Origin of the sequence: Candidatus Mycobacterium methanotrophicum, from assembly GCF_023515995.1 — a bacterium.
GTDB lineage: Bacteria > Actinomycetota > Actinomycetes > Mycobacteriales > Mycobacteriaceae > Mycobacterium > Mycobacterium methanotrophicum.
The window spans coordinates 1,265,881-1,281,275 of the sequence record NZ_CP097320.1 but is presented as its reverse complement, the minus strand read 5'-3'; the positions used below and the strand labels follow the sequence as shown (position 1 = coordinate 1,281,275).

Sequence of the window (15,395 nt, the reverse complement as noted above, 5' to 3'; positions counted from 1 at the left end):
GCCGCTCTAGCGGGCACCTTCACAGCGCTGCCTTGATCGCTGCGTGCAGCTGCCGCAACGAGGACCGGTCGGCCTTGACCTCGAGCACCCGCATGCCGGCAGCGGTTTCGTCGAGCGCTGGGCCGAGCTCATCGATCTCGATCTGCCGGCTGTCGACATGGTAGGCGCGGCACAGCGCGCCGACGTCGACGTCGTGCGGGGTGCCGAACACCCGGCAGGACACGTCAGAAAATCGCGGGTCGCCCTGCTCGAGCAGCTCGAAGATGCCGCCGCCGTTGTCGTTCGACACCACGATGGCCAGGTCGGCCGGCACCGGCTCGGTCGGCCCGATCAGCAACCCGGAGCTGTCGTGGATGAAGGTCAAGTCGCCGATCAATGCCACCGTGCGCCCGTCGTGGGCCAAAGCCGCGCCGATTGCGGTGGACACCGTGCCGTCGATGCCGGCGACCCCGCGGTTGGAGCGCACTTTGATCTTTCCGCGATGCTCCGCGGCCCCTAGGCCCACCAGCGCGGCGTCGCGCACCGGGTTCGACGCACCGAGCACCAGTTGGTCACCGGGGCGTAGCGCATCGGCGACGGCGGCGGCGACGTGCAGGCCGGTGGTCAGCGGATGGCCCTTCAGCTGCTCACGCACCGCGGTGAGCGCGTGCCGGTTGAGCTCGGCGCAACGGCCCAGCCAGGCCGGGTTCGGTTCGCCGGTGGTGACTGCCCGGGTGCCGGTGGCTTGGGAGTTACCCGACACATCGGGCCAGCGCGGGCCGGTGGTCAGCGCGTAGACGGGCACTTTCGCGTCGGCCAGTAGCGCCGAGACCGGTCGGTGCAGGGTCGGACGGCCGAGCATGATCACCTGCTGCGGGCGCAGCAGCGGCAGCGCCAGCGGGTGCAGCGGGTTGGCGGCCGGCGGGGCGGTCGGCTCGGCGACGGTCGGCAATGCCGCCAGCTCTGGCTGCGCACCGGCGCCGTGGCCGGCGATGACGACGGTGTCGCGGCTCAGGTCGAGGTCCAGCGGCTGGTCGAAGCTGACCTGCGGGAAGTAAGTCCATGGTTTGCCGCCCAGGCGCCCCGGCGGGGTGGGGCCGGGATCGGGGTCGGGTACCAGCGGCTCGCGCAGCGGGATGTCGAATTGCACCGGCCCGGCGTTGGCGCTACGGGCGCCGGTAGCCGCTGCCAGCACCCGGCAGGTGGCCGATCGCCAGGTCGCGTTGAAGGTGTCCATCCGCTCCGGCGCATCCTCGGCCAGCCCGAGACTGATCGTGGCGCGGACCTGGGTGCCGAAGTAGCCCAGCTGCTCCATGGTCTGGTTGGCGCCGGTGCCCAGCAGTTCATAGGGCCGGTTGGCCGACAGCACGATCAGCGGCACCCGCGCGTAGTTGGCCTCCACCACGGCGGGACCCAGGTTGGCCACGGCCGTGCCCGACGTCATCGCCACACACACCGGCGCACCCGCGGCGATCGCCAGCCCGATCGCCAGGTACCCGGCGGTCCGCTCGTCGATGCGCACATGCAGCCGAAGCCCGCCTGCCCGGTCGGCGTCTTGCAGCGCAAACGCCAACGGCGCGTTGCGTGAGCCCGGGCACAACACCACGTCGCGGACGCCGCCACGGGTCAATTCATCGACGACGACACGGGCCTGGGCCGTCGACGGATTCACCAGGCCAGCCTACGTCGGGCGACGATGCGAGCCGACGGCCCGCTGAGGAGGTCGACAGGCAACTCCCGTGACCGTTAGACCCCCATAAAGCCGAAGTACTGCAGGATCGCGGAGTTGACCGACTCGGGACGCTCCAGGAACCCGAGGTGCCCGGTGTCGGCGAGCTGCAGGAACTGGCCGTGGGGTATGGCCTCGGCGACCTCTCGGCCAAGATGCGGCGGGGTCACCACATCGTCGGCAAAGCCGAGTACCAGCACCTGCGCGGTGATGCCGCGGTAGGCCGGCAACCGGCTCTCGCGCGGCCACACCACGCCTTGGCGGATCAGCCCGGGGGTGACCTTGACGGGCCAGATGGTGAACATGCCGATCCACTCCGCGACGGCGTCGTCGTTGCTCAGCGTTTTTGGTGAAAAGTTCTCCAGCAGGCGGACTTTCGCATCGTAGGAAACGGGCAGTTGAACCCCGGAGGCGCCGAAGTCGTCTTCGGCGGTGCGGAAGAAGTCACGTGCCCGGTCCAGCCGGCCGAGGGTGGCCATCAGCACGGCCTGACTGACCAGGTCGGGTCGGGCCACCATGAGCTCTTGGGCGATGAATGCCCCCATCGACACTGCGACGATGCGCGCTGGGGCGGCTCCGAGGGATTCGATCAGCGCTGCGGTGTCGGCGACCATGGTCTCCGTCGTGAAGCCGTCGGCGTTGGCCGTCGCGCCCACCCCGCGATTGTCGAAGGTGATGACGCGGTAGCCCGCTTTCACGAAAGCCGGTACCTGATGCAGGTGCCAGGTGCGTCCGGCACCGCCGCGGCCGGCGATGAACACGACGGGCTCTCCGGCACCTTGGTCATCGTAAGCCAGGTTGATCACGACGACGAACCTACGCGACGCCCGCGCGGTGGCAGTATCTGGCAGTTCGCAGCGTCGACTGGCAGGCGCTTTGCGCTCTACTTTCAGTGACGGAATCGAGCAGTTCGAGGAGGACAAACCCATGGCACAGCTGGCGCTCGCGAAGGCCACCATCGAATACCAGGAGTTCGGGCCGCAAAATTCGGCGTACCCGCCGGTCTTGTTCGTCCACGGCATCCTGGTGGACGGGCAACTGTGGCGCGACGTCGCTGAAGACCTGGGGCGGCTCGGGTATCGCTGCATCGCGCCGACTTTGCCGTTGGGCTCACACACCATCCCGGTCAACGACACGGGCGTGCTATCGCTGCCCGGTGTCGCGGAGCTGATCAACGACGCGATCATCGCCCTCGACCTTTCCGGCGTGACGCTGGTCGGCAGCAACACCGGCGGAGGCCTGTGCCAACTGGTCATCGACGCCCATCCGGACCGGATCGGCCGCCTGGTGCTAACCAACTGCGACGCGTTCGACAAATGCCCTCCTGCCCCATTCGACCTGGTGTTCGCCGCGCTTCGCGGTCCCATCTCGATCAAGGCGCTCATCGGACCGATGCGGCTGGGCGCGCTGCGCCGCTCCCCGCTTGGATACGGCCTGCTGACCAACCACCCCGACCAGGACATGACGGCCGGCTGGCTGCAACCGTGCCGGGGCGACTCACGCATCTGCCGCGACCTGGCGGCACTGCTGCGTCAGGTGGCCAAGACCGATCTCACCGACGTGGCCACCCGGCTAGCGCGGTTCAACAAGCCGGTCACGCTGGTCTGGGGCCAGGCGGATCGCTGCTTCACGCCGAGCCTGGGCCGCCGGCTCGCTGAGGCGTTCGGCAACGCCCAGTTGATCGAGGTGCCTGACGCGAAAACTTTTGTCGCCCTTGATAAGCCCGAAGCAGTGATCGACGCGATCGCAGCTTAGCGTCGCGAGTCGTTGATTAAAAAGCAGCTCGTCCGCTATGACGAAGCGCCATCGAGATTGACGTTGAAGCGAAAACGTGCGAGTGACCGGCACGCTGGCGTCGATCTCGTTGAGCGAAGCCAAGCATATGGGCAGTAGCGGCCGTTGCGCCGCAGCAATTCAGCGACGCGCCACCTTGGCCCGCGCGACCGACAGCGCGCGGTCCCACAGCAGCAGCGTCCCGGCCTTGAGCTGAGCCGGTTTGGCGATACCCCTGGCCATCAGCGCGGTTGCGGCGGCTTTGGTCTTCACCGACGCCTTGGACATGTGGCCGCAGTCGAGCTTGCCATTGAGCAATCCCGCCGCCGCCAGGATGATCGAACCCGAGCACACCGACGCCGTCCAGGTCGCGCCCCGAGGTTCGGATTCGATCGCATCTTGGACGGCGCGGATGGGTTCGCGCTTGGCCCGAGCCACCCACACCGGCGCGGCGAACTGCGTCTGCCCGCCGGGCCGGCGCAGATGCAGCACCAGGTAACGGGCCACTGTTTGGGCCAGCGCGGCGCCGTGATCCTCCTCCACCAGCGCCAGCGCCAAATCGATGCCCGCACAGACGCCGGCCGCGGTCCACACGCTGGCCGAGCTGCGCACGAAAATCGGGTCCGGGTCGACGTCGACCGCCGGGAATTCCCGCGCCAACGCGCAGTTCGACGGTGGCGAAGGTCAACCCGGTCTCGGTGGACACCGGTTTCCCGTCGATCGACGCCCGAAACGGCTGGATAGGGCTCCTTGCCGTGGGCGGACAAAGCCAGTGATGCGCCGGCGAACACATTGAACGGCCCGACCACGTCCAGGGCCTGCACGCCGGGAAACCCGAGGGTCACGACTTTTCGCGTCATACCGCTCAGTGTTGGCCCTATGTCGCCTACGCCTCACACCGTTCCTAGACACTGAGCGGAACTGAGTTTCGCCCGGTGGGCGGCCCCGAACGGTCGTGGGTCGCCTGGATTCTCGCCGTGGTCCTGTGAGCACGTCTGGTCTTGGTGCCTGTCGGCTGCCGGTTGCCTCGTGGGGTGGCGGGTTTCCTGGGTGCTCGCTGGGTTGCCGGGGTTGTCCGGGTGTCGCGGTTGTTGACCCGGCTCGCCTCCGCTGGGGCGGGCGGGTTCGTGTTCACGCGACGCCGGGCCCGGTGACCGAGTCCGCGTCTGCCGATCACCAACGCGGCTGCGTGGTGCCCGGAAGTCTGGGGGTGATGGTTTTTCATGGGGGCCAGCCAGTGTTGGGCGGCCCATTTCGACGTGTAAGCGGAATCCACGACGATGACCGCGAGCCCGGTGTTTGACGCCATCTGGGTCAGCCGGTCCCGGAATTTGGCGGTGGGGATGCCGGCGATCTGCCGGCGGAACCGGCGGCCCTTTCGTCCTCGGCTGGGCCGGTTGCCGGTCTTCTCGCGGCCCTGTGTTCGGGCGTCGACGAAGTCGAGGTTTTCGATCACGATCGCTTTGGCGCCGACCGCGTGAGCGTGGGTGAGCAGGCCGGTGATCGCAGCCCGCAGCCGGCCGTCACGAGTCCTAGCCGACTGTCCTGTCAGATTGAGGACGAGGGTGCGGGCGGCGCCGAGGATGTTGCCGTCCGGGCAGACGCTGGTGACAGCGAGGTGTCCATCGTTGACATCGACCGCCGCGACCGGATGTTGACGCAATTCGTCGAGCGACGGTGCAGGGGACGGCGCTGCCCTCCAGGAGGCATCCACATACCAGCGCCCCGATTCGGGGTCGCAGCTGATGTCGTAGCGGACCGCCCCGGCAGCGGCCTGTGCAGCGACCTCCTCACCGCGGTAGGTGAACTCGACTGGACACGAAAGTCGATACCGGCCGTGGGGACGATTCGCCAAGTGTGTCAGCGGAGCGGGGAGTTTCAGTTCCAGCCACCGCTCATCGGGGTTCCAGCGGATTGTTTCGTTGCCCCACGCTTTGTCCTTTTCCCCGTCAGCGGTCAGGAACAACCGCGCCGCCGCCCACTGTTGGCGCCATTGCTGCACAGTCAGTCCCGCGTCGTCGAGGTTATTCCGCTTGTGCAGCAACGCTTTCCCGCCCCGCACCACATGAACGGTCCCGGCCATCAGGCCGGCGTCGACCGCGTCCAGGCGCGTGGTGAGCGTTTGCAACCGGACCGTCTTCGCGTGCCGCTCCGACTTGCTCGCATACCCGCGCGCCGCCTTCTTACCGGCGCCGACCTGATCGCCGCCGACCGGGGCCGCTAAACGGGTAGTGATGGTTCGTATCCGCGCGGCGAGGCTGGCGCGTTCAGCCCACAGGTTCTGTTCAGCCAACCGGTACTGGTCCTCGCTGGTGCGGGTGATCGCCCCTGCCCACCGCGACGACGACTCGCTCGTTAACGCCTTCTTCCGCTTCTGACGCGACTGCGCTTTACCTTTCGCATCCAACCGGCCCTCCCGGCGCCGCGCGGCCAGGTCACGACCCGCAAGCTCGCCCAGTAACCCACCAACTTGGGTGAGCACCACCGCATCAGTGTCGTTGACGCGCAACCGGGCGCGTACCCGTGCACCAGACGACACAGCGGCGACAAACGGATCAGCAATCGCGCGCAGGTTCATCAGCGGTATGCCTGTTGGCGGGCGCACTCTGCTGCCAGATACGGGTACTGGGCGGCGATACCGTTGAGTACCCGCTCACGGATGAGCTGGCGAGCTTCGGTGACGCCCACCCGGCCGGTCACACTGTCCAATAACCAGTCGTAATCGGTCTCGACATGGCGCAGATAATTGACCGCCCACCGCCGCGGCGCAGCGGGATCAACCGAGGACACCGTGGCGGGATCGTGGTTGTAGCGGCCCCTTTCGGCCGCGTGCCATGCTGACTGGGCGTTACGGTCGGCGACCGCCACACCGAACAGCTCGTCCTTCGCCAAGTGCGGAATACGGATCACGACCGCGCTGATCTGTGCGGCCAGTTCCACGCGAGAAGCGTTCATCCGCTCACTTTGTTGAGCCGACGCCTTCACCCGCCGCGTCTTGGTCTTGTCAAACCATGTACACCAGCGCTCACTGCGCTCGGCCGCCTCCACACGAGGCAGGCCGTAGAGGCGCATCTTCGGACCACTTCGATAATTCGGGTTCGCCACCAGGGCATCCGGCTCGCCTAGGAACCGTTTGACAGCGCCATCGGTCCAACCCCGCTGTGTGAGCGTGGACAACGTGACACGCTCAATCTTCTCCACGGTCTTACTCATGGCCGCCATCATTCCCCCGGCCACCGACAACCGCCTGCGGGCCGACATCACGCTGTGCCACCCGACCGCCTTGAGCGCTCTGTTCCGCGCGCTGCGCCGGCCGTAGAGACGAGCACAGAAACTTGTGAGCACCTCCACCATGTCGCGCACCAGGTCGTCGTCAACCTCGCCGTCGTCGAGCACCACCAGCCGGCGGCCGTGCGCCGCCAGCGCGGCCCAGCCGGTAAGCCGCGCGACCTGGCGATCCAAGTCCGACTTCTGATCATGCGAGGACACCCGCGCATACAACCCGAACGCGGTGTCCCCCGGCCCGCCCACCGCGGCGGGGGACACCAACACCGTCCGCTCGTTCACCCGCACCGCCGGAACCGGCAACACCCCTTCCCGAAACCAGCGGTACGCCGTCTGCGGATGCACACCCTGAGACCGCGCCCACTCAGTCAAATTCACGCCAACGGCATACTCACTAGAACGTTCATGCGCTCACTACAGCTCAGTATCCTGCCAACTGTTCGCAACCCCACAAATCAGGACAACGGCGCACCGCGAGCCGTCGGCGATCACCGAATGCGGCGCGCTGTCTATGGTCGCCGACGCGCCGCGGCGCCGCCCCGGTCCACCGGTCCGGCGAGCCGGGACCACAGCGAGAAGCGGCGGACGATCGCGGCATCCAGCGACAGACGACTGCTGTGACCGCGTTCAAGCATGACCAGCAGTGCGAGAAAAACCATGGCGTAGATGATGCTCGGTCCGATGTCGGTCGCGCCGGGACCGTACGGCGCGCCGAAACCGTCTGCCGTGCACCAGATCGTCAGGGCATACAGCGCGCCGCCGACGAAGACGACGCGGCGGGCGAAGCCCAGAATCAACGTGATCGCCAGCAACGTCTCGGTGACGGCACCGATGTAGACGAATAATGCCGGCGCGGAACGCTCCAGCGCGACAACGAAATCGAACCACCATTTGATCCAGTGCGGCTCGGCGTCGGCGGTACTGATCATGTTCGGCAGGAAGGTCGCGCGGAAACCGGGTTGCCACTTCAGCCATGCGTCAACCGCCCAGATGATGCCGAATGCGATCCGCACCCCGGCAACGTCCCAGTTCCGCCAATCTCTGGGTACGCCCACCCCTTGCACGCTACGGCACCCAGGACACCATCGGATAGCAGGCCCTGACCCGGTCGATCCACCACTGGCGGCGCCGCGGCTCAGCGGTCAGCGCCTGCAGCCGGGCCGGATCCGGGGTCGCCGGCGCGACCGGCAGGTAGCCGTCGACCGGCGTGACAGGCTCGGCGACGTCCTCGGCGAACAGCCGGCCGGTGCCCAGGCCGCAGGCGTGATGCAGTTGCGGCAAGGCGGCGGCGGCGGCCAGGCCAATACCGATCCCGACCGCCGAATCCAGCGCGCTGGAGATCACGACCGGGATGTCGATCTGGGCGGCGATCTTCAGCAGCGCCGAAATACCGCCCAGCGGAGCAACTTTCAGCACCGCGATGTCGGCGGCGCCGGCGCGGACCACGGCCAACGGGTCGCCGGCTTTGCGAATGCTCTCATCGGCGGCGATCGGAACGTCGACCCGACGACGCACTTCGGCCAGCTCCTCGATGCTGCCGCAGGGCTGCTCGAGATACTCCAGCGGACCGCTCGCGGTCAGCGCGGCGGCGGCTTCGACGGCCTGCGCGACGGTCCAGGCGCCGTTGGCGTCGACCCGCACCGCGGGAATCAGTGCACGGACGGCGTCGACCCGGGCGACGTCGTCGGCCAGCGTTTGGCCCGGTTCGGCGACCTTGACCTTTGCGGTGCCCGCGCCGGGAAAACGGGCGAGCATTTCCGGCACCTGCGCTGCGGGAACGGCCGGGACCGTGGCGTTGATCGCGATACGGTCTCGCCGCGCGGGCGGCGCCGGGCGGTAGGCCGAGTCGAGAGCGGCGGCCAGCCAGTGCGCGGCTTCGGGGTGGTCGTATTCGGTGAAGGCGCCGAATTCGCCCCAGCCGGCCGGGCCGTCGAGCAATGCCAGCTCGCGGGTGGTGATGCCGCGGAAGCGCACCCGCATCGGCAGGGCCACCACGTGCAGGCGGTCGAGAACGTCGGCTAAGGCTGGAGACATTGCTCTGTCCGGGCGGCCATGTGCTCGGATACTAGTGAGCTTGCGGGCATCGACAGGGTGCGACAGACTCGAATTGCAACACGTTCTAGTCTTGGCCACATGACGGACGACGGTCGATCCCACATCTCGAAGAGAACACGCGCAGCGCACGTTGCGCTGCGCGCCGACGCGAACGCCCGGCTGGACGCCGTTGGAGCTCAGGAGACTACAGCCCCCACCAGATGACCTATCAGGTAGGTGACCGCCAGGGCCAGACCGCCGCCGACGAAGTTCCGCAGTATTGCCCGATGCTGCACCGCCCCGCCGAGGCGGGCCGACACCGCCCCAGTCATCACCAGGGCCGCCAGCACCGCCGCGACCGTGACTGGAATTCGCAGCGCGACCGGTGCAGCCAAGATCGCTATCAGTGGCAGCAGCGCGCCGACGCTGAACGCCAACGCCGACGAGAGCGCCGCCTGCCACGGGTTGGTCAGGTCCTCGGGATCGAAGCCAAGCTCCACCTCGGCGTGCGCGGCGACCGGATTGTGGTCGGTGAGTTCGTCGGCGACAGTGCGTGCCGTCGCCACCGACAGGCCCTTGGCTTCATATAGCGCCGCGAGTTCGTCGAGCTCGGCGAGCGGATCCTCATCCAGCTCCCGGAGCTCCTTGTGCAGCAGCGCCTGCTCGGTGTCGCGCTGAGCACTCACTGATACGTATTCGCCCAGTGCCATCGACACCGCGCCCGCCGCCAACCCGGCGACTCCGGCGGTCATGATCGGGCCGCGTGCGACGGTCGCCGCGGCAACGCCGACGACGATGCCGGCGGTTGACACGATCCCGTCGTTGGCGCCGAGCACGCCGGCGCGCAGCCAATTCAACCTGGCCGACACCGAACCCAAGTGCGGCTCGCGCGGATGCAATCTGGGCACGGAGCCACACCCTAAGCGGCGCACGCCGCCGGCGCCAGGAAACCGAGCCTTGCCAAAGTGTGCGCCAGGCTGCCGGGTACCGTCGCCGGTATGGCCAGCAGCAAACCAGTCCGGCCACCGTGGTGGCTGAAACCGGCGAACAAGATCCTTGATCCAGATGTCGAGCGAAGGCAGGCCCGAAGCGCGGGGCGCGCTGTAATACGATGAGCGACACTCCTTTTCGAGCTGAGGACTGGAAGCCGGTCGACGGGTTCAGCGAACTGACCGATATCACCTATCATCGCCACCTCGCCGACGCCACGGTGCGGGTCGCGTTCAACCGGCCCGAGGTGCGCAACGCGTTTCGCCCGCACACCGTCGACGAGCTCTACCGGGTGCTCGACCATGCCCGGATGTCGCCCGATATCGGCGTGGTGCTGTTGACCGGAAACGGGCCGTCGCCCAAAGACGGCGGTTGGGCGTTCTGCTCGGGCGGCGATCAGCGCATCCGCGGGCGCAGCGGCTACCAGTACGCCGCCGGCGAGACCGCGGACACCGTCGACACCGCCCGCGCCGGTCGACTGCACATCCTGGAAGTGCAGCGGCTGATCAGGTTCATGCCCAAGGTGGTGATCTGCCTGGTCAACGGTTGGGCGGCGGGCGGCGGGCATAGCCTGCACGTGGTCTGTGACCTCACCCTGGCCAGCCGCGAGCACGCCCGGTTCAAGCAGACCGACGCCGATGTCGGCAGCTTCGACGGCGGCTACGGCAGCGCATACCTGGCCCGGCAGGTGGGCCAGAAGTTCGCGCGCGAGATCTTCTTCCTGGGCCGCGACTACACCGCCGAGCAGATGCACGCGATGGGCGCGGTCAACGCCGTAGTCGACCACGCAGAACTGGAATCGGCGGGTATGCAATGGGCTGCCGAGATCAACGCGAAATCACCTCAAGCACAACGGATGCTGAAGTACGCGTTCAACCTGCTCGACGACGGGCTGGTAGGCCAGCAGCTGTTCGCCGGTGAGGCCACCCGGCTGGCGTACATGACCGACGAAGCCGTCGAGGGCCGCGACGCGTTCCTGGAAAAGCGGCCGCCCGATTGGAGCCGGTTCCCGCGCTACTTCTAAAGGCGCCTCGTCGAGATCGACGCTAGCGCTCAAACTGCGTGAGCTAATGGCGCTAACGTCAATCTCGGTGCGAGAGGGCGCACACTAGACTCCCGGCGTGAGCAGAAGTCCACTGAGACGATTGGCCGACAAGTTCGCGCTGGCCACGATGCGCCCGCCCCTGGCGCCGCAACTAGCGGCATACCGCCCGGCCGCCAAACCCGTCGACCTCGACGGCAAGCGCATCCTGCTCACCGGGGCGTCGTCGGGGATCGGCGAGAGCGCCGCCGAGGAGTTCGCAAAGCGCGGCGCCACCGTGGTCGCCGTGGCCCGCCGTCAAGAACTGCTGGATGCGCTGGTGGGCCGGATCGAAGACCGCGGCGGCACCGCGATCGCGATCCCCTGCGATCTGTCGGACATGGATGCCGTCGATGCCCTGGCCGCCGACGTCGAGCAGCGTCTGGGCGGCGTGGACATCTTGGTCAACAACGCCGGTCGCTCGATTCGCCGTCCGTTGGTCGAGTCGCTGGAACGCTGGCATGACGTCGAGCGGACGATGGTGCTCAACTACTACTCACCACTGCGCCTGATCCGCGCGATCGCGCCCGGGATGCTGCAGCGCCGCGACGGGCACATCATCAACGTCGCCACCTGGGGGGTGTTCAGCGAGGCATCACCGCTGTTCTCGGTGTACAACGCGTCGAAGGCCGCGCTGTCAGCAGTCAGCCGGGTGATTGAAACCGAGTGGGGCACCAAGGGTGTGCACTCGACCACGTTGTATTACCCGCTGGTGGCCACCCCGATGATCGCGCCGACCAAGGAATACCAGGGGTTGCCCGCGTTGACGCCACGCGAGGCAGCCGGCTGGATGCTCACCGCCGCCCGCACCCGGCCGGTCCGCATCGCGCCGCGAATGGCGGTCGTCGCCCAGGCACTGGACACCATCGGTCCCGGTTTAGCGACCACGCTGATAAGACGCCAGCGGCTTCAGCCCAACAAGCCGAACGCGTGATAGACACGATGGCATGGAAATCCTTGCCAGCCGGATACTGTTTCGGCCGGCGGACTACCAGCGATCGCTGAGCTTCTATCGCGACCAGCTTCGATTGGCAATCGCCCGCGAGTACGGAGCGGGCACCGTGTTCTACGCCGGCCAGTCGCTGATCGAGCTGGCCGGTCACGGGGCCCCGGACCGCCCTGCCGGGCCGTTTCCGGGCGCGCTGTGGCTGCAGGTGCGCGATCTCGCCGCGACGCAAGCGGAGCTGGAGGCCAGAGGGGTGCCGATCGCCCGCGAAGCCCGGCGCGAACCATGGGGTCTGCACGAAATGCACGTCACCGATCCCGACGGCGTGACCCTGATCTTCGTCCAGGTACCCGGCGATCACCCGCTGCGCCGCGACACTCGCCGTAAACGCCCCAAAGCCACGGGTGAACCGCACGCCAACATCTGACGACGAGCGCAAGATGCTAGCGAATCACGCGACCGTTCTTTCGACAACCGGGTCTTCATACCACCAGAATTAGCGCCGTGAACCTTCAGCTGTTCCTTCTGATTATCGTCGTGATCACAGCGCTCGCGTTCGATTTCACCAACGGGTTCCATGACACGGGCAACGCCATGGCCACCTCCATCGCCAGCGGCGCGCTCGCACCGAAGGCCGCGGTGACACTCTCGGCTGTGCTGAACTTGGCAGGTGCATTCCTGTCCACCGCTGTCGCCGCGACGATCGCCAAGGATCTGATCGACGGTCATCTGGTGACTCTCGACCTGGTCTTCGCCGGTTTAGTCGGCGGAATCGTCTGGAACTTGCTGACCTGGCTCCTGGGTATCCCGTCGAGCTCGTCACACGCCCTGGTCGGCGGGATCGTCGGCGCCACGATCGCCGCGGTCGGTGGACACGGGGTGATCTGGACCGGCGTGGTGTCCCGCGTGCTCATCCCGGCCCTGGTGTCGGTGGTGTTGGCCGGACTGGTCGGCGCGATCGGCACCTGGCTGGTGTACCGCTTCACCCGCGGCGTCCCGCAGCAGCGCACCGACGGAGCCTTCCGCCGGGGCCAAATCTTCTCCGCGTCGCTGGTGTCGCTGGCACACGGCACCAACGACGCGCAGAAAACCATGGGCATCATCTTCCTGGCGCTGATCTCCTACGGCGCCGTCAGCAGAACCGCCGCCTTGCCCCCGTTCTGGGTCATCCTGGCCTGCGCGACGGCGATGGCGTTGGGCACCTATTTCGGCGGCTGGCGAATCATCCGCACCATGGGTAAGGGGATCGTCGAGATCAAGCCACCACAGGGGATGGCCGCCGAAACCTCCTCTGCCGCAGTCATTTTGCTGTCTGCTCAATTCGGTTACGCGCTGTCCACCACCCAGGTGGTGACCGGATCCGTGCTGGGCAGCGGGGTAGGCAAACCCGGCGCGGAGGTGCGCTGGGGAGTGGCCGGCCGGATGGCGACGGCATGGCTCATCACGCTGCCGTCGGCCGGTCTGGTCGGTGCGATCACCTACTGGACAGTCCACGAGATCGGCGGCTTCCTCGGCGCGATCATCGGCTTTTGCCTGCTAATCGCGACGGCGTCGGCCATTTACCTGCGGTCGCGCCAGACGAAGATCGACCACACGAACGTCAACGCCGAGTGGAAGGGCAACCTGACAGCCGGGTTGGACGAGGCCACCGAGGCAGTCACCGTCACTGCAGGCGCTCCCCAAACAAACGGCGAGATCCCCGTATTCGACGTCGTGGCGCCCAAGACCGTTGCCGCAAAGAAGGCGGGCATGCAGTGAGCCACTGGTTCAACTACCAGGCTAGCTTGAAGATCCTGATCTTCGGCTTGCTCATCGGCAGTGCCTTGCCTGCGCTGTTCGCGCTGGCGGTGCGGCTGGGCGCCGCCGGCGCCGGTGTCAGCGGCGCAGGCGAGGCCGTCGAACACAAGAAGCCGGCGCTGACCGCAATCAGCTGGCTGATATACGGATTGGTGCTGACTGCGGTCTTCATCGGCGTGGTGTACATCGCCCGGGACTTCATCGGGCTGCACACCGGCTGGTACATCCTCGGAGCCAAACCCGGATAAAATCAAAGTCCATTCGCTACTCAGGCTTAACACCGGCCCGGCGGGGAGGTTGACGCACCCTGAACCGATTCCTGTCCTCAATAGTCGCCTGGCTGCGTGCCGGGTATCCGGACGGAATTCCGCCCACCGACTACTTTCCGGTACTCGCCCTGCTGTGCCGACAGCTGAGCGGCGAGGAGGTCAAGGCGGTGGCCCGCGATCTGATGCATCGTGACGGGTTCGATGACATCGACATCGGTGTGTTGATTATCCAGATGACCGACGAACTGCCAACCTTGCAGGACGTCGAACGGGTGCGGGAACGGCTGGTCGCCAGGGGTTGGCCGTTAGACAACGCCCGCGACGGCGAGGAGGCCGGATAGCCGTTCTGCGCGCATTCGCCGTGGCGCACGGCTCCTCCGCGCGCCCGCTGCTCGCGGCCCTTGAGCAGGTGCTGGACGGGCGGGCATCCGCACTGCTGCCGGTGCCTGCCGATGGCGATCGCCGATCCACGTTGGCGGAGCTGCGGGCGGACCTGGGGGTGGGACAAGCCATCGACGACGACATCGCCCTGGTGGTGACGACGTCCGGAACTACCGGCGCGCCCAAGGGTGCTCTGTTGACCGCCGCCGCGCTGACCGCCAGCGCGGCGGCCACCCATGACCGGCTGGGCGGGCCGGGCCGATGGCTGTTGGCTTTGCCGCCGTACCACATCGCCGGTGTCCAGGTGCTGGTGCGCAGCCTGCTGGCCGATACCGTTCCGGTCGAGCTGGACGTCTCGGCCGGCTTCGACGTCACCGAATTACCCTCTGCGGTAGCCCAACTTGGCTCTGGTCGCCGGTACACGGCGCTGGTGGCCGCCCAGTTGGCCAAGGCGCTGACCGATCCGGCGGCCGCCGCGGCGCTGGCCGACCTGGACGCCGTGCTGATCGGCGGCGGGCCGGCGCCGCGACCGGTCCTGGACGCTGCCACGACCGCGGGTATCACGGTGGTCCGCACCTATGGGATGAGCGAAACCGCCGGCGGCTGCGTGTACGACGGTGTCCCCCTCGACGGGGTCCGGCTGCGGCTGGGGGCCGACGGCCGGATAGTGATCGGCGGCCCGACACTGGCCAACGGTTATCGCAACCCGCCCGACCCCGACCCGTTCGCCGACTCCGGCTGGTTTCACACCGATGACATTGGAGCTGTGGATGATTCGGGTGTCCTGCGTGTGCTGGGCCGGGTCGACGAGGCGATCAGCACGGGTGGGTTGACGGTGCTGCCGCACCCGGTGGAGGCCGCGCTGCGGACCCACCCTGCCGTGGCGGACTGCGCGGTGTTCGGGGTCGACGACGAGCGGCTGGGTCAGCGGGTGGTCGCTGCCGTCGTGGTCGCCGACGGTAGTGGGCAACCGTCGCTCGAGGTGCTCCGGGCGCACCTGACGCACACCCTGGACCGAACCGCCGCGCCCCGCGAGCTGCATATCGTCGATGCGCTGCCGATGCGCGGAATCGGCAAGGTGGACCGACAAGCACTGGCACGCCGGTGTCAGCGCCGCTAGGTCTTGATACC

General features: G+C 67.5%; 14 protein-coding genes and 2 pseudogenes. 8 read left to right on the top strand and 8 right to left on the bottom strand.

What is annotated here, in order from left to right:
- Nucleotides 1-19 precede the first annotated feature (19 nt).
- Together menD and M5I08_RS06975 are read right to left on the bottom strand one after the other, a co-directional pair.
- Complete coding sequence (gene menD / locus M5I08_RS06980) at nucleotides 20-1,651, bottom strand: 2-succinyl-5-enolpyruvyl-6-hydroxy-3-cyclohexene-1-carboxylic-acid synthase (protein WP_219066338.1); 1,632 nt, start codon at nucleotides 1,649-1,651, stop codon at nucleotides 20-22.
- 74 nt (nucleotides 1,652-1,725) lie between these two features.
- Nucleotides 1,726-2,514: an alpha/beta fold hydrolase gene (locus M5I08_RS06975; protein ID WP_219066339.1), complete on the bottom strand. Its 789-nt coding sequence runs from the start codon at nucleotides 2,512-2,514 to the stop codon at nucleotides 1,726-1,728.
- 121 nt (nucleotides 2,515-2,635) lie between these two features.
- Between M5I08_RS06975 and M5I08_RS06970 the strand changes: the two genes are divergently transcribed.
- Nucleotides 2,636-3,463, top strand: a complete 828-nt coding sequence (locus tag M5I08_RS06970; RefSeq protein ID WP_219066340.1) for an alpha/beta fold hydrolase — start codon at nucleotides 2,636-2,638, stop codon at nucleotides 3,461-3,463.
- A 396-nt stretch (nucleotides 3,464-3,859) separates the two neighbouring features.
- On the opposite strand, the pseudogene M5I08_RS06965 reads toward M5I08_RS06970, so the two are convergent.
- The 6 genes and pseudogenes from M5I08_RS06965 to M5I08_RS06940 form a co-directional block, all read right to left on the bottom strand.
- Nucleotides 3,860-4,341 (bottom strand): annotated as a pseudogene (locus M5I08_RS06965) (helix-turn-helix domain-containing protein); the annotation flags it as partial.
- 44 nt (nucleotides 4,342-4,385) lie between these two features.
- Nucleotides 4,386-6,059, bottom strand: coding sequence for a hypothetical protein (locus tag M5I08_RS06960; protein WP_219066341.1), 1,674 nt, complete (start codon nucleotides 6,057-6,059; stop codon nucleotides 4,386-4,388).
- A gap of 698 nt (nucleotides 6,060-6,757) precedes the next feature.
- Nucleotides 6,758-7,144: pseudogene (locus M5I08_RS06955) on the bottom strand (IS607 family transposase); the annotation flags it as partial.
- Nucleotides 7,145-7,275: 131 nt separating this feature from the next.
- Entirely contained in the window at nucleotides 7,276-7,821 is a 546-nt protein-coding gene (locus tag M5I08_RS06950) for a DoxX family membrane protein (protein ID WP_219066342.1), read from the bottom strand.
- Nucleotides 7,822-7,831: 10 nt separating this feature from the next.
- Nucleotides 7,832-8,800 (bottom strand): o-succinylbenzoate synthase, encoded by a 969-nt coding sequence (locus M5I08_RS06945; RefSeq protein WP_219066343.1) that lies wholly within the window; start codon nucleotides 8,798-8,800, stop codon nucleotides 7,832-7,834.
- 197 nt (nucleotides 8,801-8,997) lie between these two features.
- Entirely contained in the window at nucleotides 8,998-9,708 is a 711-nt protein-coding gene (locus M5I08_RS06940; protein ID WP_249763172.1) for a VIT1/CCC1 transporter family protein, read from the bottom strand.
- Between the two features lie 203 nt (nucleotides 9,709-9,911).
- On the opposite strand from M5I08_RS06940, the gene M5I08_RS06935 reads away from it, so the two are divergent.
- The 7 genes from M5I08_RS06935 to menE all read left to right on the top strand — a co-directional run bounded on the left by M5I08_RS06935 (nucleotide 9,912) and on the right by menE (nucleotide 15,384).
- Nucleotides 9,912-10,814, top strand: a complete 903-nt coding sequence (locus tag M5I08_RS06935; protein WP_219066344.1) for a 1,4-dihydroxy-2-naphthoyl-CoA synthase — start codon at nucleotides 9,912-9,914, stop codon at nucleotides 10,812-10,814.
- Nucleotides 10,815-10,911: 97 nt separating this feature from the next.
- Nucleotides 10,912-11,805, top strand: coding sequence for an SDR family oxidoreductase (locus M5I08_RS06930; protein WP_219066345.1), 894 nt, complete (start codon nucleotides 10,912-10,914; stop codon nucleotides 11,803-11,805).
- Nucleotides 11,806-11,818: 13 nt separating this feature from the next.
- Entirely contained in the window at nucleotides 11,819-12,244 is a 426-nt protein-coding gene (locus M5I08_RS06925; protein ID WP_219066346.1) for a VOC family protein, read from the top strand.
- Nucleotides 12,245-12,321: 77 nt separating this feature from the next.
- The gene (locus M5I08_RS06920; RefSeq protein WP_219066347.1) at nucleotides 12,322-13,575 is read left to right on the top strand and encodes an inorganic phosphate transporter; all 1,254 of its coding nucleotides are present in this window, start codon (nucleotides 12,322-12,324) and stop codon (nucleotides 13,573-13,575) included.
- Nucleotides 13,572-13,862: a hypothetical protein gene (locus M5I08_RS06915; RefSeq protein ID WP_219066348.1), complete on the top strand. Its 291-nt coding sequence runs from the start codon at nucleotides 13,572-13,574 to the stop codon at nucleotides 13,860-13,862. Before M5I08_RS06920 ends, M5I08_RS06915 begins: the two co-directional genes overlap by 4 nt.
- Nucleotides 13,863-13,921: 59 nt before the next feature.
- A complete protein-coding gene (locus M5I08_RS06910; RefSeq protein ID WP_219066381.1) occupies nucleotides 13,922-14,224 on the top strand; it encodes a DUF3349 domain-containing protein in 303 nt (100 codons plus the stop codon).
- A 68-nt stretch (nucleotides 14,225-14,292) separates the two neighbouring features.
- A complete protein-coding gene (gene menE, locus M5I08_RS06905; protein ID WP_370328622.1) occupies nucleotides 14,293-15,384 on the top strand; it encodes an o-succinylbenzoate--CoA ligase in 1,092 nt (363 codons plus the stop codon).
- Nucleotides 15,385-15,395 lie beyond the last annotated feature (11 nt).

Coding starts and splice junctions, on each gene's coding strand:
- M5I08_RS06970 (WP_219066340.1), top strand. CDS start 2,636: ATGGCACAGCTGGCGCTCGCGAAGGCCACCATCGAATACCAGGAGTTC.
- M5I08_RS06960 (WP_219066341.1), bottom strand. CDS start 6,059: ATGAACCTGCGCGCGATTGCTGATCCGTTTGTCGCCGCTGTGTCGTCT.
- M5I08_RS06945 (WP_219066343.1), bottom strand. CDS start 8,800: ATGTCTCCAGCCTTAGCCGACGTTCTCGACCGCCTGCACGTGGTGGCC.
- M5I08_RS06935 (WP_219066344.1), top strand. CDS start 9,912: ATGAGCGACACTCCTTTTCGAGCTGAGGACTGGAAGCCGGTCGACGGG.
- M5I08_RS06925 (WP_219066346.1), top strand. CDS start 11,819: ATGGAAATCCTTGCCAGCCGGATACTGTTTCGGCCGGCGGACTACCAG.